This is a genomic window from Algoriphagus ratkowskyi, from assembly GCF_002150505.1.
GTDB classification, from domain to species: domain Bacteria; phylum Bacteroidota; class Bacteroidia; order Cytophagales; family Cyclobacteriaceae; genus Algoriphagus; species Algoriphagus ratkowskyi.
This window is the reverse complement of record NZ_MSSV01000007.1, coordinates 286,459-309,818: the sequence shown is the minus strand read 5'-3', so window position 1 is coordinate 309,818 and position 23,360 is coordinate 286,459. Positions and strand designations below refer to the sequence as shown.

Here is a 23,360-nt window from a genome sequence, read left to right as displayed (position 1 = left end):
GAGTCAGTTATTGGAAGCCTATATTCATAAGTCTTCAATGCGGTAAGCTGCGAGATATGGCCTTCTTTCAATGAGGGTAATGCCATGCGTATTAATTTATCTTCTAGGTTATACCCTAGTTTATCTCCTAGTACTAGGGTTTAAAACCCTAGTACCGGTTTTTGGCAATCCTTCTGTTGTTAGTATTTCTTCTTTTTGCATCTTATTCAAATGATAGTCAATGCCCTTTATAGTAATCCCCAAAGTATTAGCAAGTTCTTCTCGGGTTAGAGATGGTTCCTCTTTGATGCTCCCTTAGTTCTCCCTTACAGCTCCCTTGATTCTCCGTAGGCATACCGGGGATACATAGGAATAGGAAGGGAATACCTAGGGAGATCTATAAGCTTTGGCTATAGGTTGATAGGGATTATTCACGTTGTTTTTAAGATGCTCCTTCGATGCTTGTCCGATCTGACATCGAAAAAGTACTGGTGTTTGATTAGTCTATGTATGTAAAAACAACGAACTAAAAGCTAGAGTGAAAAGACTAAGAAAAATAGCTATTGCTGAATGCATGATACGGGTTGAAGGAAGGCAGTGGAGGAGATACCTATTTCTCTACGATTTAACTTCAACATTTATCTAACCAAACCTTCTATTCCTTCGACTCTGCGTCGACTTTTCTTCGACATTAATTCGATATTTCATCGCTGGCTAGGCGAGGAAAAGTGGAGGGAAAGCAGACCAAAACTATAAGGTGATAAAGGGAAGCTGTATCGTTCGGATATTACTGTGGAAGTAAGTACGCATCGGGTTGTTTTAGTGAATGTGGGAAGGAGATCTGGCGTACGATAGATTGAAATCTACACGTATTAGTAGGTAAATCAGGTTATATTTTGGTTCAGAATAAACCCTACTAATTGGGGTTTATTCTTTATTGAAATAAGATTCCAACACCTATAAGAACTACTAAAAAATGAAATATCCATTACTTATTACCCTACTGTTTTCAACTAGTATTTGACCTATTCATTATACTTTCAGAAATGATAATCACCTTTTTCTAAATGCCTGCCCCCATCATTTCCGAAAGAGGGAGGGGCATTTGGAGTCAATTACTCATGTGACTGTAATTATCAACCAACCTTGCATTGAGTTTTGGCTATTGCTTCATTTTGAGTTCACCCAGGCTCCATTTGATGATTGTGGTAGAGCAGAGAGTCGTCTGAAAAGTCACTTAACAGATTACTCAAAATCACAGAAATACTACACCAAGGAAGGTGATGATATTTATTTGAAGTTGAAGGAAAGGCTTCCTACTGCTATTGCTAATTCCCAAAGATTTGCAGCGTTCGATCTAGAAACTCCTGATAAAGGCTATTCTGAAATGCTTGAGCTATTTAAGATTTTAGGGTTGCTTAAGGAAGAAAAGGGGATGTGGGTACTTAAATAACTGCCAATGTTTCTATATGTAGATCATTGATTTTTTAACTCTAAATTTGCAGCCTCATGAAAATTAAATTAACTGACGTAGTATCAGATACTTACACTAACACTGCAGGCTACACGCTTTATGTTGTGTTAAAAAGTGCTTTAGCTGGGGGGAATCAGATTTCCCTCTCATTTAGTGGGGCGAGTGCCCCTTCCTCTTCATTTTTGAATTCCTCCTTTGGGAATTTGATTGAAGAAATGGGATTGGATAATTTTCTTTCTCTAGTAAAGCCTTCAGAAGTTACCCATACACAGGCAAGTATGCTCAAGCACTATATCCAGGGTTTTCGCTCAGGAGCGAATGCTTAAAAATATAATGAAATTGGATTTTGAAAAGGAACTTGAAAGGGTTCCTTTTTTTGTGTCTGGTAGAAAATCCTGTATCCAAACACTTTTGTTATAAAGCTATTTGTTAGTTTAAGGATTAGAATAGCCCCAAAAAGTTAGACACTACTTGGAGGCAATTTTATGAGCGGAAAATGAAGTATCCAGTCGTATTAAGGAAAGATGCGGTTGATCAGGTCATCCTTGACAAAAAAACATGCCTGAAGGCTGGACAAGAATTCGGAAAACTATCATAAACCTTTAGATTCTACAACGCCAAACAGTCCTGAAGAAGTTTAGCATTTTAACACGTGGATATAAAATCCCTATATGTCAATTTCATCGTGATTTCGAAAATTATTAAATTTAGTATCTTTGAGATGTGGGTACAAAAAAAGATAAGCTTACAGCGCAAATAGAGGATTTGACTAAAAAAATGAAAAGTCAGATGCCGCGCATTAAAAAGGAAATCCGGTTATATGAGCAGAAAGTTGCCATGGGCACACTGACTAATAATCCTAAGGTGTCTCCACTGACTTGTCTTCAAGAATGTTTGGGTGATAGTTAAAGCATAAAATTAAAATGATTTTGCTCAAAGAACCAAACGTTAAAAAATCTCTCACAACTGTGCGGGATTTTTATTTTAGACTTCTATCACAACCGTGTGAGAATTAAAAAGGTATAGATAAGCGAGTTAAAACCATACAGCGGCTTCTTCAATCACGTAATCCAGCCCCTTAATTCAGCGAGGTATGAGGCCTATAAGTAGCCAACCAAGCACCATAGTGGGCTGGATTTTGAAATCGTCACACCCATCCAGGGTTAAACAGCTGGATGATAATGCGATAGGAATCCAAAAATCTAAAAATGATTTACAGATAAAGCTAAATCAACATTCAGAAAAATGAGTAGAATACCCCAATCCAATAATATCCCAGCAGATTATACTGATTTACTGCAGCTTGCAGTTACTGAAATCAGAACAGCCAGGGAGGTCATCGCTAAGCAAATAAACAGTTCTGCGAATTCTGTTTATTGGAATTTGGGAAAGTTGCTCTTTGACAAACAGTTGGAAGAAGGCTATGGAAGTGGGGTGGTAAAACAGTTATCCGTGGATCTTAAGCATGAGTTTCCGGATATGGGGTTGTCTCCCCGTAACTTGTGGGACATGAAGCGCTTCTATGAGCGGTATAGTGAGGCAGATACAAAACTGCGACAGCTTGTCGCAGTTTTGCCATGGGGTCATAATCTTTTACTTGTGAATAAAGTAAAAGAGGATTCGGAGGTAGCTTTTTATGCAAGTGAAACCTTAACAAAAGGTTGGTCTAGAGATCTATTGCTGAATGCCATTAAAATGGACAGCTTCGGTCAAGCACAAAAACAACTGAAGGCCAACAACTTCGAACAGACTCTTCCTGAAACCCATGCCGAATACGCCAATGAAGTATTCAGAAGTACCTATAACCTAGGGTTTTTAAGCATTACAGAGCGAGTCAAGGAATTAGAGCTTGAAAACCGATTAATAGCAAAAATCAGGGCTTTTATACTAGAGCTAGGCAAAGGGTTTAGCTTTATTGGTAATCAGTATAGACTGGAGTACAACGGAAAGGAATATTTTGTGGATATGCTTTTCTTCCACAGAGGATTACAATCCTTAGTGGCCATAGAATTGAATAACTTGTGCGCCGTGGCGTATTGGAGGATTTAAAGCAGAATATATAGGCAAAATGAATCTCTATCTTTCCTTGCTGGATCGGATGGAGAAGGGAGAAAAGGAAAATCCATCAATAGGTATAATTCTTTGTGCAGACAAAGACCATTTGGATGTGGAGATTGCCTTGCAGGATATCAATAAACCGATAGGCGTGGCAGAATATCAGCTTTTGCTCCCGAAAGAGCAGCTCCAAGCCCTTATAGTAAATGAGATTAATGAATCGGAAAATGATAGTGAGTGATAGGTTTGATGACTATTGAGACTCCAAGTCATAATCAGAGTTGAGGCTTGACTGAATTTGTAATCCTTACTTTGAGAATGTGCCCAGATGGATCTTTCGCTTTGGAGCCAAAGCCTAACCAGATAAGAAATCTATTTTGAAAAGGAACTTGAAAAGGTTCCTTTTTTAGCTATTAGGGTAGTAAACCCTTTATCATTTCAGACTATAAACCTGAAAAATACCCTGTGTAGGGTATAGAATCTTCAGATTTTCCCCTTTTCTTGTCTAAGTCTTTTAGTCTTGAAAGCTATCAGTTACTATATCCGATCGCCCTTTCTTTAAGGAGAGCCTGTCCCGATGAGCAAGGTGATATCGGGAAGGATGGGAGGAGTTAAGAAGACCAATTGCAAATTGATAAGAATATCAGGGTGGAATTACAAATCCCACCCAGTGCCGAGAATATTGTGACTACACCCAGACGGGGATTTTTACCCTGTTACGCTGGAAGGTAGGTTGATTGCAGTTATTTTGATGACTACGGGGGTAGGTCTTTTCGGGACATTTACAGCGTTTGTGGCAAGTTGGTTCGTGAAGGAATGAATTCTGCCAGTTTTGCTATTATTTTTTATCTCTTTACCTTTGTGTAAAAATATTACTACGTGAATCTTAACAAGCTACAGCTTAGGAAAGAGCGCTCGATCAATTGCTCTGGTTTGTTATTGAATGAGGGTAAGATCGAACTGATAAAGCCCAAGCATTATTTTGTAGAGAACATTCCGCTTGATGGGGATGCACCAAAGCAATTCATAAGGCTGTACAAATACACCAGTAATAGTGGTATTCGAAAGGAAAATCCAAAAACTTGGATTCCTTATATTGCAAAAACGGCTGAGAAATGGTACCCACACGAATCTGTGGTTGAATACATGATCAATCGAATTGGTCAGACGCTAAGGTTAACCATGAATGAGGTCGAGCTTTATCGAATCAATGATCAAATTAGGTTTCTGAGTAGATATTTTCTAAAGAACAATGAGACGCTGGTACACGGAGCGGAGATTTGTGGAGAGTATTTGGATGACATGGAACTGGCAGCTGAAATTGCAAATGAGAAAAGAACATCCCGAGATCTCTTTACATTTGAGTTTATTCAGAATGCAATTGCATTTAAATTTGAGGCTCATAAAGAAAGCTTGATTACAGAACTTGTGAAAATGATCACCTTTGATGGCTTAGTGGGGAATAATGACCGCCACTTTTACAACTGGGGAGTAATTACCAATACCAAAAAAGTAAATACAATTCCACGTTTTGCGCCCCTATATGATTCGGCAAGAGGTTTGTTATGGAACAGTAGTGACGAATGGGTAATCAAAAGCTTAGAACAGATGAGTCAGGGGGGCAAGAAAGTTGATAAATATGTTGAGTCAGCATGTCCTCGAATCAGTATAGATGGTGATTGTGGTATTAACCATTTTGGGCTGATCGAATACTTGAAGAACTATAGTGCTGAGTTTAAAGTTATAATTAGTGAAATGGCTTCTATTGAAAATGAGCAGGTAGTTCTAGAAATGTTAAATAAGAAGTTTTTCTGTTTTTTCATCGTAGAAAGATGCAAATTAATAGAGCATATTATTAAAGAGAGATTTAAAAAGATAAGGGAGATATAAATATGTTAAAGCATTTTAAAAACTGGTTTTCAAAATCGCAGGATGATCCTGAAATTGAGATTCATCTTCCGAAAAATGCCAATGCTACTTTTGAACTTAAAATTGATAAGGTGGTGATTGGCAAGTTGCATTGTGAAGATGGAGAGTGGCAATTCATGTACACAGAAGAATTTAAGCAACTCCGAAATCAGTATAATCACATTGCAGGGTTTTCAAATTTGGATAAAGTGTATCGCAATGAAACATTGTGGCCGTTTTTTCAAACGAGGATCCCAGGGTTAAAACAACCCGTTGTTAAGGAGATTCTTAAAAAGGAAAACATCAATGAGACCAATGAATTGGAGTTGTTAAAACGATTTGGTAAGAAAACTATTTCCAATCCATATGAACTGGATTTGGTTTAAAAAACAAATTTGTCAAATACTAAAGCCATGGAGTTATAATTCCATGGCTTTTTTTAGTAGACCTTGAACAATTTGTGAAAGTGGTCATTCTCAAATATCCCGACACTTTCTGTCCAAAGTCTTATCAATTAGGATGTTCTGACATTTTTTAGCTTAGATTTAGTACATGTTTAATCAAAACCACACAAACATGGAAACAATTAAAGCAATCAAACCAGGACCAAAAAGAACCGCAGATTCAACAGGAAAACCAGACAGACGCCAACGGGATAATAAGGATACTCCAGGAAACACACCTTCACTTAAGCCACATAAGCATAAGCCAGGGAAATAATGGATTTATTAAAAAATACCCTGTACTGCATTAGCCCCTAAATCTTAGACGTTTTTTAATTATTAAGTTGAATTTAGTGAATGAATTCGATAATTGATCGGACTCATTCCATTTAGGTTTAACCGTATTCGTGTGTGATTATAATAATGTATGTATTCCTTAATGTCTTTCTTGAGTTGGCTTATTGATTTATATTCTCTTAGATAGAAAAGTTCACATTTAAGTGTCCCAAAGAAGTTTTCGATCACTGCATTGTCCAGGCAGTTTCCTTTTCTTGACATACTGGGGATAATGTTTTTCCTTTTTAATGCTTCTTGGTATATGAGCATTTGGTAATGCCATCCTTGATCAGAGTGCAAAATCACTGGTTTATCCTCCGGTTTACGACTTTCCAGCTGTTCCACCATATCAACTACCGGTTTTATCCTGGGGCTTTCTGTCATCGTATAACTGATAACCTCTCCGTTAAATAGATCTATGATGGGGGAAAGGTATAGTTTTTTGTCAGTGACCTTGAATTCTGTAATATCAGTCGCCCACTTTTGATCGGGTAAAGTAGCCTTAAAGTTCTGATTAAGCAGGTTTGGTGCGACTTTCCCTTGTTCCCCTTTGTAAGAGCGGTACTTTTTAGCCCGCACAAGACTTTTAATGCCCAGCTCCTGCATCAGTTTAAGGACTGTTTTGTGGTTGATTATCCGTCCTTGCTTCCTAAGCTCAAGCTTAATACGCCTATATCCCATCCTACCATGGTGAGCATGGTAAACCCTTAAAATATCCTTTTTGGCCTCTAAATGCTTATCAGGTTTTCTAGATTGTTTAAGGTGATAATAAAACGTGCTTCTGGCCATCCCCGCATGCACCAACAAGTAAGATAGTGCATGGGATTGCCTTAATTCCTGGATGAGTTCCGCTTTTCTTCTTTCTCTTTGTCGGCTTGAATTAAGGCATACAGCTTTTTTAAGTACGCATTTTCTGCTCTCAGCGAAGCAAGCTCCTCCAATAGCTCATCTTCTTTTGTCTGTAGCTTTTTGGTTCTTTTGGCCATCGGTGGTTTGGTTTTTCTCTCTTGTTTGGCAAAACCTTCAGCCCCTTTCGCATTGTAAAGTGTTATCCATTTGACCAAAGCCCCGGTGCTGCGGATATTAAACTGAATACAGGTTTCCAATAAAGATAGAGACTTCTTCCTCATCGTCTTTATTACTTTAACCTTGAAATCAGGCGAATAATAAATTTTGGACGAAGGCATCAAGCCCATAATACCATGTTTTTGATAAGATAAAACCCACTTCCTGATTAAAGACTTATCAATTCCGAATTCTTGGCCAACCTTCAGACATGTTTTTTTGTCTAGGATGACCTGATCAACCGCATCTTTCCTAAATACGACTGAGTACTTCATTTTTCTGCTCATAAAATTGCCTCCAAGTAGTGTCTAACTTTTTGGGGCTATTCTAGTACAGGGTATTTTTTTTGTATTTCAAATTTGCTTTCTTGCCACTGTTCTTTATCACCTGAAGCTCTCAAGTCCCGAGACTGACAGGATTCGGGAGCACAGCCAACTTTTGTTACCCATCTGGGCTTAAATCCGGAAACTCTTCTTAACCCAATCTTACCCAGATGTACAAACTGCTGTACGGCTTCCTGTTCACAGCCTTCTTTCTACTTGCTGCCCAACTGCAGGCGTAGACGGTCTACATCACCAAGACAGGAGCGAGGTATCACAAAGAATCCTGCCGCTATTCCAAAACAGGCTGGGCTTCTGATCTTGCATCAGCCAAAAAGAAAGGTATGACTGCCTGCCTGGTATGCAAGCCTTCCAGTACAGAAACGGGAGAAGCTAAACCAGTTCGGCTATCTTCTGGAAATAGTAAGACAGAGCCAAGCAAAGAAAGCAAACCAGTTCGAACATCAAGTCAATGCAGCGCTACCACCAAAACAGGAGCAAGATGCTCAAGGAAATCTGCTGCCGGAAGTAGTTATTGCTGGCAACATGGGCATTAAGCTGGATCACGTAGAAAAAATGTCTAAAAAATGGTAAACCGTAAAAAGCGAAAGTAAGTACTTATAAACGACTAATGTCGGATAACCTTTAAGATAAAGGAATAGAGACTGGTTTGGTGAATTACTAACTTTAAGGATATAGAAGAAATAACCGTAATTGCGGTTATAACATATTCTAGTTGTTAGCGGTTATCAAATAAGATGACAATAAAATAAGACAAACAAATTATGGATAATAGAGTCTATTATGGGGAATATTCTTTAAAACATTGGATTGACCTAATCCTAAAAAAGAACATTATTCTTCCAGAATATCAAAGATTCTTTGTTTGGGACGAGAAAAAAGTCGAGACCCTTATAAGGGCATTAAAGGATAAACAGTTCGTCCCTCCAATAACCATCGGTGCATTTAAAAGTGATGGTAATAATCAAAATCTTATCCTTGATGGACAACAAAGGTTAACTAGTATTTTTTTGACATACTTAGGACTATTCCCTGATGAAACGACTTACAAAAAAGCAATAGAAACATTTGCTGATGAAAATGACGATGAAGAAGAACCTGAAGAGAAGCTAGATAATGTTCTTGAATGGAAATTTGACAAACTAACAGAAAAAGGACGCAGCCGAAATGATATTTTAAGGAATGTGGCTGAAGGAAATTACAAAAAGATAGATTTTGAAATAGATGAGTCATTTCTTGAAACAAATTTTCTTGGCTTCTCTTATTTGGTACCATCAATTTCAAATGACGGAGAACAACAGAAATATTACTCATCTGTTTTCAGAAATATAAATATTCAAGGTCAAGCATTATTGCCACAAGAAAGTAGAGCATCATTGTATTTTCTAGATAAAGACTTAGCTCCATTTTTCAAACCGAGTTTTTCTAAAGAGTATGTAGTAAAAAGCGTAAGTAGTAAGACAAGAATTGATTTTGTAAGATGCCTAGCTTACGTGGCACAATATAACAATGACCAAGCAGTGAACAAGGTTGCTAGAAGTTACAAGCCTAAAATAGAAAAGTATTATGAAGAGTTTATTTACTCTGTTATTTCTAATGATGAAAGCAAGTATGGGAAGTTCACTGACATTTTTCCAAACAAAGGTTTCAGCGATATTTTCACTAAACTAAAAGAACACCTCGTGTCCCTCGAAATTCCAAAAGAGTATCCCTCAATTATTGACATGGATATGTACTTTTTTGGTCTCGTAAACGCAATTCTATTTCAGAGAAAAAGCATCAAAACTGAAGACAAAGATGAACTGAAAGGAAAGATTGAAAAAAAAATAAAAGAATTTAAGGACAACCCTTCTCACGTTAAAGCACCTAGTAATTTAGGACATTTAAGGTTGAGAATTTCTTCTTCAATTGAAATCTATTCTGAGTATGCGTCCTAACCTTCACACAGATTTTATTTTAACACCAGTTTCAGGTTTATTGAAAGACGCTGTTACTGCAAGTTCAGGAATAGGTAATGGAATTGAGACCTTTCCCCTATACGATTATGTAATGCAGTCTGTTTTATTAAAGCTTACAGGCTTCCAAGAGCAGAAAATGAAATGCATTTGTTGGGAAATGGCTTCTGTTGACTTTGAATACAGATATGAATTTACAAAAGCACCCTTAGGAGAATGTTCAAGTTATTCTGAAAAACAGAAGATTTACGGGGACTTGATAAAGCAAATTGAGAAAAATGGCTTAGGGTTTGCTGAAATTGACATCAATAAAGGGGAAATTCTAGAATCAATCAAAATTGAGATTAGAGAAATATTTCAGCCTAGCAATCTTGCAATTTGGGCACAGAGAGATTTTATTAATCATAATAAAAATTTCAACAGTGTAGCTAGTAATCATTTTGCCAATCATAAAGGCACCTTATTTTCTGACAATCTTTTAAAGAAAATTTATGAAAATCGCCTCTACAAACAACGTAATCGAATTGCTCATAACACATATTCATATCAACAAAATCTACCAACACTAAGGACGCTAATTGAAGATGATTATAAATACGACAATTATTTTACATACTTCTCATTACTAATGCTGATTGATAAAATATTCGTTGGGCTCTATATTAAATACTTGGAAGTAACTGAATGAAATTAAAAAGAAAAACAACCGCTAATAACAACTAGGTTTTCGTTGCGTGCGTAGCACGAACGATGAAACCGCTGTGTGTGCCTTTAATGGTGAATAAAGATCAAAATGATGATCGTTCTAACGGGTGAAATATCTGTGCCGACGAATGACGGCATCCCTTAAGCATGGAAGTAGTTATCCCGAAGCCAAGCAAGCAAGTAAGTAAGCAGTACAGCGGCGCCTTTCTCTGGGCATTTGGTTCAACTTTCTATTTACGCCGAGCGGTGGTTATAAGCACCACCCAGTACCTCGGGCGATTTGAACTACTTCAAAGTAAATAGCTATTTAAAGTAAATGTTTAATTTTACTTATCTGATTCAGTTTCACCTAAATCGGAGATAGGTGGTGGTAAGGTAAGAGGTTGAATACATTTGTCTTTTCTTCCATGATCGTCTATCATTCCCATAGTGTAGTCGACACCTTCTTGCAAGCCTGATTCTTTTAATATATTAAGTAAATCAATCTGACTTTCCTCTACAATATTGCCATCAGCTAATTTTGAAGGTTTGGTTTTCTCTTCTTTAGATATGGCGACAATGATTTGGCGGTCTTTTACGTTGCTGGCGACTTTTAACAGTTGAGCCAAGTCAGATGAGCGCATTGCGTGCTGGCCCGGTTCGTCAAGTACGAGGATTCCTAAATGGTGCTTCGCCATGATTAGTAAAGTCATGTAAAATGCCCATTGCGCACGAATAAAGTCGCTTGCGGAGGAAACTAGGCGGATTGGCTGTGGCAGCATTTCTTGGACAGAAACAACCGGGAATAATTTGTTGGATTCGTCCGTAGACATATAAATCCGGTGCAATATTTCAGTGGAGTAACCAAACGATGAAAGAAATTTTACATAGGCTTTCTGAAAAGCATATACTTTGCTTTTGTCTAGTTCGCTATTTTGGGTCAGTTCTGCTTTTCTGGCACGTATTAAAGCGAGCTTATTGGCAAGTTCCGATAGATCGCTTTTAAAACGGGTAAACAAATCGTTTACCTTGTTCATTTTTTCCAATTCAAATTTCAGCCGCATTTCCTCACTTATATCTATTCGGGATGGTACGCGAGCATCTTCGAGCAATTGATGATCAAGAATAGATAGCATGTCCTTTACTTCTCCTATGCGCTCCTCATAATAGGCAGCTGTTTTCTGAAACCTGCGAATCAAGTCCTCAGAGCTTTTTAAGTAAGATTCATAAAGGTTCTTTTCCGATTTATAAAATGGAAGAGATTTGGATCCGTTAATTTTGTCAATATTCTTCAAGGAAATATCTGGGTTGGCCAGCAGAGAAGAATTACATACGGGGCAGTTTTCAACAGCGCCAATCTGAAAGGATTTTAGTTCATTAAGTTTATGCAACCCTTCCAATGTTTCAATCTCCTTAGCGAGTTGGTTGGCTGTGAACTGATATTTTTTAACTTTGATTTCTTCGTTGATTTTTTCAGTCTGGATACTTTGGTATTCTGAACTCAGGTATTGCAGTTTCTCGCTAATCTCGGCATGCTTTCGGGCGAGATCACTGGATCCGGATTTGGCAGAACGCACTAGCGTATTTTTCCTGACAATCTCTTTAACCTGACGCTCAAGCATGATCAGAATTTCCGTGAGGCTCGCGTATTTCCCATCCAGTAATCGTGTTTGGAGTTGTAGCTTTTGGATTTTTTCTGGACTAAGTTCAACCGTGAATGTTTCGTTTAGCCTGGCAGTGTTTAGATTATAATAAGCTGTAATCGCTTGAAATGTCTCAATCGTGTTGCTCCAGACGAATTTATATTTCTTTTCCTTTTCTTTGAGTTTGTCAAGTTCGAATTCCTCCGTAAGCCCACTAAGGCCAAGAGTATATTCTACGATTTTTTGTTTGGCCTTTTTGGTATTAAAAATCGGTATCTGTGCGAAAAAATCCGACCAGCCTTTTGTTTGTTCTACAAAGGAACTAGCAAAGATCTGCTGTAGATAAAGTATTTTAATTTTTGTACCGTCCTCATCGGTAAATACTGGTATAGTAATATCTGAATAATCGGACAACCAACGGTAAAAGCCATGTTCGTGGTCGGTATCTCCGGCGGCGTGAATGAACTTTTCTTCGGGATCACCGTCGTTTATTTGTACACTCAGCAAGTTCGTGTTTTCGTTATAAGCGGACCGAATAACTCGCCGGATAGTGGCTTGATGACCTTTGTCGTTCGTCAGGAGCAGTTCTGCATGTGACGCGAAGACCCCATGGTTTTCGTTATCAAATTTGAAACTTGTTTTCAAGCATTCTTTTAGCCCGTCTGCTGTGCCATAGCTGGCTAGCTGCTCCATGCCTAGGCAATAATAAATACAGGATAGTATTGTAGACTTTCCGCTGGAGTTATCCCCAGACAAAATATTCAATCCAGGTTTGAATTCAAAATTAAATCCGAAGTCGCGCTCTCTGGTATCGGTCACAACCGCTTTGATAGATTTGATGTTGATCATTTTACCAGATTAATTGTTGATTCTTCAATTCGGTGGCTTTCACCCCTTTGCATAAATGAAAAATTTCCTTCCTCGTTTCCTGTAGCAGGTCAAGTTTTTCAACTTTTTCTACCAGTTCCGCACCTTTATCCGTAAGCATGAAACTTATTACTGAATTAACTTCCTTGATGCTGATGTATTGTTTCTCATGTGCCAAAATGATCTTTTTTCTTAGTTCGTCTGAGATTTCCCAGGGAGATGCCAATAAGATCGACAGTTTAGAAACTGAAACATTCTTTTTTACAGCGTCTAATATAAAGGCTACCTTTTTCAAATTGACCGATAAGGAGTTGCCGTAGATTGATTGCTTAATTATCAGTAGGATCATGAGGACGGCCATTTGATCGTTGTCTCGGTAGGCCTGTAGCACCTTGATTTTATTACCTTGTATTTTTACTTTATTATCCATCACGTAAAAAATCTAAACTGCAATCTGAAATCCACTCACTGACACCATACACTGCCAACAGTTTGATGTCTGTTGCTGAAAATGTGTCGCGCAAGCTATCAGAAAGATATTTTTCGTATTCTTTCTTTATGGAAGTCAAGCTGGCTAATGCCTCCTGTTTGCTGTTAACGTAAAACTGTTTACTTTCAAGGTCGTAGACTTTATAGACGTTTCTGTAGATTTCAAATAAGTGCTCATTTTTGGAGAGTTCTGCAGAAAGATAGCATTTACCGGTAAGCAGTTGTTTTATAATCCGACTTTTATTAAACTGTAATGTCTTCTCAGGATAGACCTCTTCCAACTTGCGATTTAAAAAACCAAGTTGTGGGCTATTCTGATTATTCGCTTCCCAGGCCATCACGGTTTCTTCGTCCACTGCGTTTAGTATGGCACTAAGCGAAGCATTATTTAATTTCCTGTCAAAATCGAGATCGGCTGCATCCATTGCTTCCAAGTCTACGCCCAATAATTCTAGAGCCCGCACACTAGAAAAGAGCAATTGTGCGTCGTTCCCTTTATTTGGTATTTCGCAGAGGCTGCCAATGCAGATCAGTTCATCATGATTATCAATAAAAAGACCAGAACCGGACCAGCCACCTAGCCAATCACTACCTGATTTATAAGCATCATTCATTAATAACGATTTGTCAATATCACAATAAAAATAATTAGGTGTTTGTGATAAGGTTGAATTATATAATATTTTCCTGTGTGTTACAGTGGTTGGGGAGTTTTTATAGCGACCACGGAACATAAACGAATACTTTGGGTTTATAGGTATACTGCAAAATTTTGGGCTTATAAAATCTGTTAAAACAGACTGGCAGTCTAATTTAATAAAAACAATATCGTGGGTCTTCGCAAACCCTAGATCTCCCATAATAGTAATGACTGGATGGCTGTTGCCGAAATGATCAACGATATACCACTCTCCAATAGTAGGTATGAGGTCAAAATTTTTACCGTAAAAGTTGTGCCCAGCAGTGATCGAGCAAAGTTCTCCTTTCCAAGGAAACAAAATAGAACTACCAACAAAAGTATCATTGTGATGGATTAGTCCGGTCGTTTGATGTATTTGATCAATGCTCATTTGTCAGGGAATTCAAGGTAGTTAATTTCCTGGAAAATAAGGTTTAAGTCTTTTTGTTCTTTTGTGCTTAGCAAATACGCCAAATCCATATTGTAATTTGTGTAAATAGTCAACGGGGTATCTTTCGTTGAGCGGCCATAACTTCCGATCAAGATCAACGTTTCACGTGCAGGATGATAGTAAGGTCCGCTACTATCAGTCGAAATAAAATATTTGGTACAATGTAAGCTTTCCAATAATTCTTTGGTAGTATTATGTTTAGAGCCATGATGGCTAATTTTTACTAGATCCGCTTCAAATGGATTGTCTTTCGTGAATCCCAAACGTTCCAGTTCATTGACAATTATTGTTGGATTCGCATCGGCTAAAAATATTATTTTACTTCCTAAATAATGAGCGATAAAAGCTATTGACGAGGAGTTTAGTAAGTCTTTATCCCAGGCATGTGGTTTGGGTGGATTGGCGAGGATTTCGTCAATGGGTCTCATTGTTGGTCCATCTACAGAAACTTTGTTGTTTTGCTGTTGGTGTTTATCCTGGTACTGATGATAGATCGCCGAGGCAGTCCATTGTTTAATTAATTCGTCAATAACTTCCGGACCAGGAGAAAGGATTTGCAGTGTCAAACCATTAATTATTTCTTTATTATCCTTATTCTTTCCCAAGTAAATGGGAAGTGGGTGTAACTTTTTTGTGTGCAGTACTTCTTCAAATTTGATGCCGTGGTCTATTGCCACCATGTCAGATCCTGAAGGGGCTAATACCAAGTTCGGCGTATTCATAAAGATTTTAAGTTCACCGTTCACCTCGAAATCGGCATCAGCCAATAGTTTGAAAAAACCTCCAATATGATCAAAATCTACATGGGTGATTAAGATTGCATCTAGCTTGGTTTCCAAAGCTAAACGCGGCCGAATAAAACGGTATGTCCCTTCTTGGCCAGCATCAATTAATAGATTATATTCTTTATCCTGCCCCCATGTTAAAAAAAAGCTATCACCTTTACCAGCTTTAAAAAAGTCAACTGTAAACATGTTCTGAGAAATTATTTCGAAATAATAATGATAATATCAAGAATTCTAATTAATTAGTTTGGGATTTTAGATGAAATTACCTATAGATTCAAGAATTAAATTTGTAGTTTTGTATGAAGGCGCACTCTATATTTCGGTAATAAAAAGTTATAATAGCCTTTATAACGGCGGAATCTTCGTAAAAACTTTGTTTAGAGCCAATTGATAGGTGAAAATAACTATTAAATCAGATTTAAAATGAATAATTTGTTCGAAGAAAAAAAAAGATCGATTATTTCTATATAACTAAATTACTAATGATTAAGTCTGAAGCTGAGCTTAACGAAATAATAGATGAAATAATCAGAGGAATTCCGGATACTAGCATTGTGTTATTTCGTGGTCAAACTGAAAAATTTGATGAATTACGGTCTGGCAAAGCACGGCGAAATACACTTAATATTCCAGAAGTAGAAAACGGTTGGAATACCATAGTAAATAGGATATCAACTAAATCGGGAAACAATTTTAAGTATAATCATGCAGTACTTCAACACTATGGATTTCCTACTTACTATCTAGATTTAACAAGTAATCCTATAATTGCAGCGTGGTTTGCCTCTAATACATTTACCCAACTTAGACCAACCACATGGATTGGAAATTCTTTAAGATTACAGGATAAAGTAACCTACAAACCCGAGGTTGAAGGTTTGGGATATATTTACGTTCTAGAAATTCCAAATTATAAAGGATTAATTAAAGATAATTACCTGTTTAATATCTCTGAAGAGGAAATATTTATTCGGCCTAAGAATCAGGATGCTTATTTACTGCTTGATCAACCTCCCAGAATACCAAATCCAAATTCTTTTGTTTCCAAAATCTTAGAAATTGACCGTGAGAAATTTCTATCAAGCAAAACTTTAAAAGAGGTATTTCCTCATCCTAATATCGATAAAGGATATTCACAATTGTTAAGCGAGCCATTTATTCAATGTCCCCCCTTTTATTTAAATGAAGAAATGAGAGAGGAGAATAAAGAAACATTAAAATTTTCAAGTAATGATTATGTGTTTGCCAAAAGAGCTATCAATATACCTTTCTATATAGATGATGACAATGATTTATTTGATTTTAAACCCAAACGAAATGACCTAACCATATTTGAGCCATCACCTTTCAGGTTATGGAAAAACATAACTTTTAATTTATCTGAAATCCATAGTGGTATAAATTGTAGATTAGGAGATGCCACAAAAATTACAATTTCGCCAAAAGGCTTATTCAATTTAATGAATTTTAAAGATGAAGTAAAACTTGAGTGGGCCAAGGTTAATTCAAATAATATTTTCTTTGTGAAGGGGGAATATGATCATGATATTGGAAGTGATCATCAGCCTCCTTATTCTGGTATTTGGCTTCATAGAAATGATGACTTGATATTTGAAACTTCGGTCAATTCTAATGAAAATGGGGCCCTTGAAATCACTCCTGGTCATGCATATTTGTTTAGGGGAAATAAATTAACTCCAGTTGATATAGAAAATGAGTGTTCCTGTGGAAACCCGAATCAACATTTAAAGATTATAGAAGCTTTTTTTAGAATTCATGGCCAAACTGAAAGACAAAAAACAGCTTTGATCCAGCATCCTTTTGCTGTTGAAAACTGGATGGTCCTTCTTTAATTTGAAAAGGGTTAAGGATCAAAAAAATGATATTTTAGAGGACAATATTTAAAGAGTGAATGTTCGATAAACTATTCTCTCAGAAAATCACAACGTTAAGTTTGATACTTATCTGATGGCTAAATCCACTTTCACATACTTTTCTCAAAAACAATTTGACTTCCTGAATCTGTAATTCTTGACGAAGTCGATCAAAAAATCACGAGTTTAAGAATAAAAGTGCTCATCCACTCAAATTCTCAATACCTTTTCTTTTAATCATCCCTACTTCAAATCCTGACACACATAATCCAGCATTTCGCAAGGATCAGCTCCGATTGCCTTTGCAATAAGATACAGCTCACTAGCCCGTAAGTGTGCCCCTGGATTTTTTGAAAGCTCGGTTAAACGCTGTGGCATCACTCCAATTTTTCTGGAAACTTCTGATTTATTAATAGATCTCTTTTCGAGATACTCTCCAAGTCTTGTCATTTTCATTATTTATGAAATAAATATATGTTTTTCTGTCGAAACAGTAAGAAAAAATTCAAATAGAGTATTGTTTATGCAGAAATAATGAATTAATTTACAGAAAATATGAAAATCACGGAGCGTAACAAAGGTGACACTCAGGATTTAGAGGATTCAATCCTGATTCCAAAAGAACAGGTTGATCAGTTTAGTAATTCGTTAGTAAGGATTTTGGATATGATTGATCTAGAAAATTGCGATAGGGTACAGCGAGAGGATATTAAGAATGTCTATAGGCTGTTAACGTATTTCTACAAAGTAGAAGAGAAATGATGAGATCACATTTTACTCCGTATGTAGTTGCTTTACTTGGTAAAGAGTATAGCTGCCCTTGCATAGCGATAGGGCTGATGATCTGTTTTATTGTACCAGAGTTTCCTGGCATCGCCGCGGTAGATCGCCTGTATCCCCTGAAGCCCAAGAATCCGATCTAAGGATCAGGGCACTTTTTCTCTCTGATTGCTTCCGTGTTTACGGGACTATCCACACAGATCAGGGAGTGACGATACACGATGATGGAGATCATCTGCTGCAGCAGGTCAACAGCTCCATTACTTTCATTTATTTCTTATTCATAAATGCTGGACTACTGATATTCGGTGGGGTGGGAGACATGTGCGCCGTGGCGTAGGTTCGTCTTTTCGGAGACGTCATTGCGAGGAAAGTTATTCGACGATAGGAGAATGACTTGACGCGGCAATCTCTTGGAATTTAGTGCTAAACACGTTGAGATTGCTTCGTCCTTCGTCCTCGCAATGACGGTACGCACTTCGGTCTTCCGTCTCCCTACTTCGGTCTCTTTTCACCGGTCACCCGACATCGGACACCCAGCATCACAAACATTAAAAGCACATGAAAAAAGTACTACTCATTTGCTTACTGGGATACCTATGTCTTCCCATAAGCACACTCACAGCACAAGTTGCTGAATCACCCCCGGAGACTGATTTGGTTGATAACTCCGGTTTAACAGGGCAGGAGGGCGAGAGCTCTTCTGCTTCTGAGGGAACTGAATCTGTTTTGATCTATGTGGAACTGGCAAAGAAAGGAAAGCTGGATACGCTGACCTTTGAGACTTTTCCTTTTCATGTTTCTACGCTACATCCTAATTATAGACAGAAAGAGGAGTTTGTGGTTGGTCGTCGGGGGAGCTTCTTTGAAGGAATCAATCCTGCGGTGGATCAGCTGTTTCTTTTTGAGTCGGTTGATTTTGAACGAGCAGGTTATATCAGTATTAAAAGAGGCGAGGAGCCGATTTTGGAGAATTACTTGGTCTTTCCCGGTGATTCCATCAAGGTTCAGATCAATGAAGCTGGAAATCGGATTTCCTTTGCCGGCCCTGATGGTGATCTATTTGCTGTTCAATATCAGATGGCTCTTGCCGCTGAGCAGCGAAGATTTTCTCTTCCCTCCCAGATGATGACCGATGATCCTGAAGAGTTTTTGAATCGGGATGATTACAGGGAGCGCTACCGGACTGCCAAAACTAATTTTGGAGGACATATGGAATTGGTGGGCTTCGGTGAGGAAGAAAAGGTGCGAATCCTGGAACTCTGGGAAATGAATTTGGAGGAACTTCCAGAATGGAATGTATTGGATTCTTTTCGAAGTAGGATTTCATCTGAGGCATTCGATCTACTTCGGGCAGATCTTATCGGCAAGTACCGGGCAGGGCTGTTGCGAAAGTTTAGAACCGAGATGTACGACAGGGCGGTAATTACCCGTGACAGTCTGTTTGTGGCAGAGCTGAATGACTTATTTGCAAGTGAATTCCTGCTGCCTGATCCCGGTCTTTCTGATCAGGCTAAAAACCTATCCAGTGGGTGGCTTTCCTATAAATACGAACAGGCTTACCTGAAAGCCTTGACCAGCAATTCTTCTTTCACTAAAGGGGTGATGGCTGATTTTGATGGGGAGCTGCGAGGCAAGATTTACCTGAAATTTTTGATGGACAAGTTCCAGCAGATACCCACCAAGACTGCCTTTATTGAGCGAATTGCTGCCTTTATGGCAACTGCCGATCAAGTTGGGCAATTGGAAGAGTACAGTTCCAAATATATCTCAGGAGTGCCTGTTGCCGATTTTCAGTTTACTGACAGTATGGGTCGGATGTATTCCAAAGCTGATTTTACTGATCAAGTGCTGGTCTTTTACTTCTGGAGTACCGGCTGTGGTGCCAGTGAGAATTTTTACAAGGAAACTTTTGATCAGTTGGCTCAGGAATACCAGGGTTCTGATCGGGTGGAATTGGTGGCAGTCAATGCCTCTGCAACCGAGGAGATCTGGGAAAAGGGACTGAAGTCGGGCAATTATACCTCAGAAAAACTGCTCAATCTGTACTTGGGGGCCGAAGCTGCCCAATGGAAATCCCAGTATAACATTCACCTGTTCCCCCAACTGATGATGTTGGATGGGAAGGGAAGTAATGTGGAGATCCTATATCTAGGACAAAGCACGGAAAGCATCCGCTCGCAGATTGAAGCGGCTTTGTCTGCAACACAGCAAAGTAATTTATCACTTAAAAACTAAATGTATCCATGAAGCTATATTTATATAAAATTGGAATAGCAGGACTACTGCTTCTGCTTGCATTTTCTACTTATGCACAGAACACCTACACGCTAAAAGGAAAGGTCGTGGATGCTGAGACAGGGGAAACCCTGCCCGGAATTATGATACAGGTAGCTCCTGCGGGGATTAGTCAGGTCAGTACTGATCAGGGAGAATTTGAACTCAAGCTTCCTGCAGGTGAGCAAGTTTTGACTTTTTCGCATCTCAGTTACACTGATGTAGTGTGGAAATGGAATGGGGAAAATCAGGAGGGGGAATACCTTGAGATTGCCATGAATGCTTCCGAACAGGAACTGGCCGAAGTACAGGTGGTATCGACAGGGTACCAGAAACTTCCTAAAGAGCGGGTCACAGGTTCGTTTGTACAACTGGATAATAAATTGGTCAATAGAAGTGTCACCACGGATGTATTGCAGCGCTTGGAGAACGTAACTCCGGGCTTGATATTCAACAAGGACAAAAGTGATGCAAACAGCATCAGTATCCGAGGAACCAGTACTATTTTCGCAGAGAGTGAGCCACTGATCATTATTGATAATTTCCCTTACGACGGTTCGATTGACAACATCAACCCAAACGATGTGGGATCCATCACCGTGCTCAAGGATGCAGCTGCAGCTTCCATCTGGGGAGCTAGGGCAGGAAATGGGGTGATCGTCATTACCACTAAGTCTGCCGCTTACGGGCAGGGACTTCGCGTTTCTTTCAATGCCAATGTCACAGTAAGTGAAAAGCCTGATCTGTTTCATAACCCGAAGATGAGCATCCCGGATTTTGTGGATGTGGAGGAGCAGTTGTTTGATCAGGGATTTTACCGCAGCAGGTATAACTCCACCCGGAATCCAATAGTGTCCCCTGTGGTGGAAACGCTCTATGCGTTGGAGAATGGGCAGATTTCAACCGCTGAGGCTGAGCAGCAGCTGCAGGGGTTTCGCTCAACTGATCTTCGAAGCGAGGTGTCAGCTTACTTGATTCGACCTGCGGTCAACCAACAGTATTCCCTGAATATTACCGGAGCTGGAAAGGCATCCAACCATACTTTTGGGATGGGGTATGACAACAACCTTGCCTCTGAAATAGGAAATGAGCGGAGTAGGCTAACGCTAAACAACGTGAATAACTGGAAGTTTTTAAAGGATAAACTTTCGGTGATGGCTGGGATCTACCTGAGTCTTCAGACCAATGAGGATGGAGCACCGGGTACAGCAGGCCTTGATCCGTATTCCGGACTGGCAGATGATGCAGGGAATCCCCTGCCGGTGTATTCCACCTGGAGCAACCGCTACATTCGGGCAGCACCGGAAAATGGTTTTTTAGATTGGAGATATATTCCTCTCAAAGAAATAGGGCTTGATCCTCAACGCTCCAATTCACAGGATCTGCGCTTGAATGCCCGTATTGGGTATGAGCTTTTTCAGGATCTTTCGGCAGAATTATCCTACCAATATTGGCAGAATCAGGGGAAAATAACCCAGCTGTTTCCTTTGGAGAGTTTCTACACCAGAAACCTGATCAATACCTATACTCAGGTGGACGAGTTTGGGGGGATGAGTTATCCCATTCCTAAGGCTGATATATGGGATGCTTCCTATAGTACTGCCAAAAGCCACACGGTTCGGGGGATGCTGAGTTTTGATCGGGTGTTTCAGGGGCGGCATGCAGTCAATGCCATTGCGGGATTTGAAGTACGTGATTTTGGCTCTGAGACACAGGGGAGTAGAAGTTATGGTTATTCCGAGGAGACAGGATTGGTAGAGCCAGTGGACTACCTGACCCGATGGAAAAAAGCACCGGATAGATTTCCTGCAAATATTCCCTACCTGGATTCTTTTGAAGGGGTGACCGACCGGTATGTATCTGCTTATATGAATGCAGGCTACACATTGGATCAGAAATATTCGGTGACCGCAAGTATCAGGCGTGATGCTTCAAACCTCTTTGGTGTAAGTACCAATCAGAAGTTTGTTCCGCTCTGGTCAGCAGGACTGGGATACACCCTAAGTGAAGAGTCTTTCTTCGATGTGGGTTGGATAGATTTTATACGGCTAAGGGCTTCGTATGGGTATAACGGCAATACAGACAAGCGCGTGGCTGCCCTACCTAGCGGAAGGCTTTTTTCAGGGGCTGGAAATTACTTCACGTATCTGCCATACACAGTAATTGATCTTCCCGGAAATCCGGAACTACGTTGGGAGCGTATCCAGATCACCAATTTAGGGGTGGATTTCAACCTATTTGAAGATAGGGTATCAGGTACATTTGAATGGTATAGCAAATCCGGTCAGGATATCATTGGGGACTATTCAGTTCCAAGCTCTTTGGGGTTCTCTTCGGTCAGGGGTAATTATGCAAATACCATTACCAGAGGATTTGATTTTTCAGTCAACGTAGGAATTATTCGAAAGATATTTCAGTGGAATACCGTGTTTTTTGTCAGTCACCTCAATGAGAGAGTTTCCAAATACGAGGGAAGGGGATTGGTTTCCAGTTACCTGAATTACGGTCTTGGTTCAGGTAGTGGCTTTCCTTTTGAAGGTAGGCCACTTCAAGGGATATACAGTTATGACTGGGCGGGACTCGATCCCCAGACCGGAGCACCGGTCGGGATTTTGGAAGGTCAGCGTAGTACAGACTACAGCGCCATCATCGGACAGACAGGGCCAGAGGATTTGATTTATCATGGTTCGGGTAGACCTACCTGGTTTGGTGCGTTGAGGAATGATCTGCAATACAGGAATTTCAGCCTTTCGGTAAACCTCAGCTACCGACTCGGATATTACACCCGTAGATCGGGGATTGATTATTACAGCTTAATGGGAGGAGAGTTTGGACATGGGGATTATGAAAACAGATGGATGAATCCCGGAGATGAACTTCGTACGGATATTCCTGCCATGCCGGAAAGCAGAGACTCCCAGCAGTCCTCCTTTTATCTGAAATCCAGTGCATTGATAGAAAGAGGGGATAATCTAAGACTTCAGGATATCCGCTTGTCCTACTCATTGAAATCGTCTAAGCAATGGCTTAACAACACAGAGTTTTATTCCTACATGAATAACGTGGCAATCCTCTGGAAGAAAAGTAAGGTGCTGGCAGATCCGGATTACGCTGCCTCCAGACCCTCCAGGTCGTTTGCACTTGGGCTTCGGATGAACTTCTAACTCAATAAAAAATTGGAATAGGGGGTGAGCTTTCTTCATAGGTTTGGTTGACCATTCACCGGCCGGGTGCATTGCACCTGGCACCCTTTCTAAAGCAATAGATCAGTA

Annotated in this window: 23 protein-coding genes and 1 pseudogene; 16 read left to right on the top strand and 8 right to left on the bottom strand. The window is 39.3% G+C overall.

Translation table 11 applies throughout. The annotated features are described in order from the left end of the window. Window positions 1-120 precede the first annotated feature (120 nt). The gene (locus BVH02_RS22025; protein ID WP_111357111.1) at window positions 121-288 is read right to left on the bottom strand and encodes a winged helix-turn-helix transcriptional regulator; all 168 of its coding nucleotides are present in this window, start codon (window positions 286-288) and stop codon (window positions 121-123) included. An 814-nt stretch (window positions 289-1,102) separates the two neighbouring features. Between BVH02_RS22025 and BVH02_RS09830 the strand changes: the two genes are divergently transcribed. The 8 genes and pseudogenes from BVH02_RS09830 to BVH02_RS21570 all read left to right on the top strand — a co-directional run bounded on the left by BVH02_RS09830 (window position 1,103) and on the right by BVH02_RS21570 (window position 6,136). After that, window positions 1,103-1,432 carry an RloB domain-containing protein gene (locus tag BVH02_RS09830; RefSeq protein WP_191278321.1) on the top strand — a complete coding sequence of 110 codons (330 nt, stop codon included), beginning with the start codon at window positions 1,103-1,105 and terminating at the stop codon, window positions 1,430-1,432. Between the two features lie 56 nt (window positions 1,433-1,488). Beyond that, complete coding sequence (locus tag BVH02_RS09825) at window positions 1,489-1,779, top strand: STAS-like domain-containing protein (protein ID WP_086501265.1); 291 nt, start codon at window positions 1,489-1,491, stop codon at window positions 1,777-1,779. Window positions 1,780-2,698: 919 nt separating this feature from the next. Next, window positions 2,699-3,502, top strand: a complete 804-nt coding sequence (locus tag BVH02_RS09815; RefSeq protein ID WP_262481338.1) for a PDDEXK nuclease domain-containing protein — start codon at window positions 2,699-2,701, stop codon at window positions 3,500-3,502. A gap of 19 nt (window positions 3,503-3,521) precedes the next feature. Further along, complete coding sequence (locus tag BVH02_RS21890) at window positions 3,522-3,749, top strand: DUF1016 domain-containing protein (RefSeq protein ID WP_262481337.1); 228 nt, start codon at window positions 3,522-3,524, stop codon at window positions 3,747-3,749. Between the two features lie 471 nt (window positions 3,750-4,220). Beyond that, window positions 4,221-4,328: pseudogene (locus BVH02_RS21885) on the top strand (voltage-gated potassium channel); the annotation flags it as partial. A gap of 59 nt (window positions 4,329-4,387) precedes the next feature. Continuing rightward, on the top strand, window positions 4,388-5,398 hold the full coding sequence (locus BVH02_RS09805; RefSeq protein ID WP_086501263.1) for a HipA domain-containing protein: 1,011 nt from the start codon (window positions 4,388-4,390) through the stop codon (window positions 5,396-5,398). Window positions 5,399-5,400: 2 nt separating this feature from the next. Then, complete coding sequence (locus BVH02_RS09800) at window positions 5,401-5,802, top strand: HipA N-terminal domain-containing protein (RefSeq protein WP_086501262.1); 402 nt, start codon at window positions 5,401-5,403, stop codon at window positions 5,800-5,802. 190 nt (window positions 5,803-5,992) lie between these two features. Next, the gene (locus tag BVH02_RS21570; RefSeq protein ID WP_169712836.1) at window positions 5,993-6,136 is read left to right on the top strand and encodes a hypothetical protein; all 144 of its coding nucleotides are present in this window, start codon (window positions 5,993-5,995) and stop codon (window positions 6,134-6,136) included. Window positions 6,137-6,198: 62 nt separating this feature from the next. Here the strand turns inward: BVH02_RS21570 and BVH02_RS09795 are convergent, their stop codons facing one another. Beyond that, a complete protein-coding gene (locus BVH02_RS09795) occupies window positions 6,199-7,137 on the bottom strand; it encodes an IS3 family transposase (RefSeq protein WP_111357109.1) in 939 nt (312 codons plus the stop codon). Next, window positions 7,026-7,535: a hypothetical protein gene (locus BVH02_RS09790; RefSeq protein WP_086501260.1), complete on the bottom strand. Its 510-nt coding sequence runs from the start codon at window positions 7,533-7,535 to the stop codon at window positions 7,026-7,028. Before BVH02_RS09790 ends, BVH02_RS09795 begins: the two co-directional genes overlap by 112 nt. Window positions 7,536-7,924: 389 nt before the next feature. On the opposite strand from BVH02_RS09790, the gene BVH02_RS21220 reads away from it, so the two are divergent. The 3 genes from BVH02_RS21220 to BVH02_RS09780 all read left to right on the top strand — a co-directional run bounded on the left by BVH02_RS21220 (window position 7,925) and on the right by BVH02_RS09780 (window position 10,244). Next, window positions 7,925-8,137 carry a hypothetical protein gene (locus BVH02_RS21220; RefSeq protein ID WP_143244202.1) on the top strand — a complete coding sequence of 71 codons (213 nt, stop codon included), beginning with the start codon at window positions 7,925-7,927 and terminating at the stop codon, window positions 8,135-8,137. A gap of 228 nt (window positions 8,138-8,365) precedes the next feature. Continuing rightward, entirely contained in the window at window positions 8,366-9,538 is a 1,173-nt protein-coding gene (locus tag BVH02_RS09785) for a DUF262 domain-containing protein (RefSeq protein WP_086501259.1), read from the top strand. Further along, a complete protein-coding gene (locus tag BVH02_RS09780) occupies window positions 9,528-10,244 on the top strand; it encodes a hypothetical protein (protein ID WP_086501258.1) in 717 nt (238 codons plus the stop codon). The genes BVH02_RS09785 and BVH02_RS09780 overlap by 11 nt, the downstream gene beginning before the upstream one ends. 343 nt (window positions 10,245-10,587) lie before the next feature. Here BVH02_RS09780 and BVH02_RS09775 read toward each other — a convergent pair whose 3' ends face one another. Genes BVH02_RS09775 through BVH02_RS09760 form a run of 4 tightly spaced genes read right to left on the bottom strand, consistent with a single transcriptional unit; the run spans window position 10,588 to window position 15,343 of the window. Further along, window positions 10,588-12,732: an ATP-binding protein gene (locus BVH02_RS09775; RefSeq protein ID WP_086501257.1), complete on the bottom strand. Its 2,145-nt coding sequence runs from the start codon at window positions 12,730-12,732 to the stop codon at window positions 10,588-10,590. Between the two features lies 1 nt (window position 12,733). After that, on the bottom strand, window positions 12,734-13,180 hold the full coding sequence (locus BVH02_RS09770) for a hypothetical protein (protein ID WP_086501256.1): 447 nt from the start codon (window positions 13,178-13,180) through the stop codon (window positions 12,734-12,736). Next, window positions 13,173-14,309 (bottom strand): hypothetical protein, encoded by a 1,137-nt coding sequence (locus tag BVH02_RS09765; RefSeq protein ID WP_086501255.1) that lies wholly within the window; start codon window positions 14,307-14,309, stop codon window positions 13,173-13,175. Before BVH02_RS09765 ends, BVH02_RS09770 begins: the two co-directional genes overlap by 8 nt. Continuing rightward, complete coding sequence (locus BVH02_RS09760; RefSeq protein WP_086501254.1) at window positions 14,306-15,343, bottom strand: ComEC/Rec2 family competence protein; 1,038 nt, start codon at window positions 15,341-15,343, stop codon at window positions 14,306-14,308. Before BVH02_RS09760 ends, BVH02_RS09765 begins: the two co-directional genes overlap by 4 nt. Before the next feature lie 296 nt (window positions 15,344-15,639). Here BVH02_RS09760 and BVH02_RS09755 point away from each other — a divergent pair, with 296 nt between their 5' ends. After that, complete coding sequence (locus BVH02_RS09755; RefSeq protein ID WP_086501253.1) at window positions 15,640-17,010, top strand: FRG domain-containing protein; 1,371 nt, start codon at window positions 15,640-15,642, stop codon at window positions 17,008-17,010. A 264-nt stretch (window positions 17,011-17,274) separates the two neighbouring features. Here BVH02_RS09755 and BVH02_RS09750 read toward each other — a convergent pair whose 3' ends face one another. Then, the gene (locus tag BVH02_RS09750) at window positions 17,275-17,487 is read right to left on the bottom strand and encodes a helix-turn-helix domain-containing protein (protein WP_223271843.1); all 213 of its coding nucleotides are present in this window, start codon (window positions 17,485-17,487) and stop codon (window positions 17,275-17,277) included. A gap of 99 nt (window positions 17,488-17,586) precedes the next feature. Here BVH02_RS09750 and BVH02_RS09745 point away from each other — a divergent pair, with 99 nt between their 5' ends. From BVH02_RS09745 to BVH02_RS09735, 4 genes are all read left to right on the top strand, one after another. Next, window positions 17,587-17,793 carry a hypothetical protein gene (locus BVH02_RS09745; protein WP_086501252.1) on the top strand — a complete coding sequence of 69 codons (207 nt, stop codon included), beginning with the start codon at window positions 17,587-17,589 and terminating at the stop codon, window positions 17,791-17,793. A 58-nt stretch (window positions 17,794-17,851) separates the two neighbouring features. Then, on the top strand, window positions 17,852-18,151 hold the full coding sequence (locus BVH02_RS21215; RefSeq protein ID WP_143244201.1) for a hypothetical protein: 300 nt from the start codon (window positions 17,852-17,854) through the stop codon (window positions 18,149-18,151). A gap of 221 nt (window positions 18,152-18,372) precedes the next feature. Then, entirely contained in the window at window positions 18,373-20,049 is a 1,677-nt protein-coding gene (locus BVH02_RS09740; protein ID WP_086501251.1) for a TlpA family protein disulfide reductase, read from the top strand. Window positions 20,050-20,057: 8 nt separating this feature from the next. Further along, the gene (locus BVH02_RS09735) at window positions 20,058-23,252 is read left to right on the top strand and encodes a SusC/RagA family TonB-linked outer membrane protein (RefSeq protein WP_086501250.1); all 3,195 of its coding nucleotides are present in this window, start codon (window positions 20,058-20,060) and stop codon (window positions 23,250-23,252) included. Window positions 23,253-23,360 lie beyond the last annotated feature (108 nt).

Coding starts and splice junctions, on each gene's coding strand:
- BVH02_RS09825 (WP_086501265.1), top strand. CDS start 1,489: ATGAAAATTAAATTAACTGACGTAGTATCAGATACTTACACTAACACT.
- BVH02_RS09815 (WP_262481338.1), top strand. CDS start 2,699: ATGAGTAGAATACCCCAATCCAATAATATCCCAGCAGATTATACTGAT.
- BVH02_RS21890 (WP_262481337.1), top strand. CDS start 3,522: ATGAATCTCTATCTTTCCTTGCTGGATCGGATGGAGAAGGGAGAAAAG.
- BVH02_RS09800 (WP_086501262.1), top strand. CDS start 5,401: ATGTTAAAGCATTTTAAAAACTGGTTTTCAAAATCGCAGGATGATCCT.
- BVH02_RS21570 (WP_169712836.1), top strand. CDS start 5,993: ATGGAAACAATTAAAGCAATCAAACCAGGACCAAAAAGAACCGCAGAT.
- BVH02_RS09790 (WP_086501260.1), bottom strand. CDS start 7,535: ATGAAGTACTCAGTCGTATTTAGGAAAGATGCGGTTGATCAGGTCATC.
- BVH02_RS21220 (WP_143244202.1), top strand. CDS start 7,925: ATGACTGCCTGCCTGGTATGCAAGCCTTCCAGTACAGAAACGGGAGAA.
- BVH02_RS09785 (WP_086501259.1), top strand. CDS start 8,366: ATGGATAATAGAGTCTATTATGGGGAATATTCTTTAAAACATTGGATT.
- BVH02_RS09780 (WP_086501258.1), top strand. CDS start 9,528: ATGCGTCCTAACCTTCACACAGATTTTATTTTAACACCAGTTTCAGGT.
- BVH02_RS09775 (WP_086501257.1), bottom strand. CDS start 12,732: ATGATCAACATCAAATCTATCAAAGCGGTTGTGACCGATACCAGAGAG.
- BVH02_RS09770 (WP_086501256.1), bottom strand. CDS start 13,180: ATGGATAATAAAGTAAAAATACAAGGTAATAAAATCAAGGTGCTACAG.
- BVH02_RS09765 (WP_086501255.1), bottom strand. CDS start 14,309: ATGAGCATTGATCAAATACATCAAACGACCGGACTAATCCATCACAAT.
- BVH02_RS09760 (WP_086501254.1), bottom strand. CDS start 15,343: ATGTTTACAGTTGACTTTTTTAAAGCTGGTAAAGGTGATAGCTTTTTT.
- BVH02_RS09755 (WP_086501253.1), top strand. CDS start 15,640: ATGATTAAGTCTGAAGCTGAGCTTAACGAAATAATAGATGAAATAATC.
- BVH02_RS09750 (WP_223271843.1), bottom strand. CDS start 17,487: ATGAAAATGACAAGACTTGGAGAGTATCTCGAAAAGAGATCTATTAAT.
- BVH02_RS09745 (WP_086501252.1), top strand. CDS start 17,587: ATGAAAATCACGGAGCGTAACAAAGGTGACACTCAGGATTTAGAGGAT.
- BVH02_RS09740 (WP_086501251.1), top strand. CDS start 18,373: ATGAAAAAAGTACTACTCATTTGCTTACTGGGATACCTATGTCTTCCC.
- BVH02_RS09735 (WP_086501250.1), top strand. CDS start 20,058: ATGAAGCTATATTTATATAAAATTGGAATAGCAGGACTACTGCTTCTG.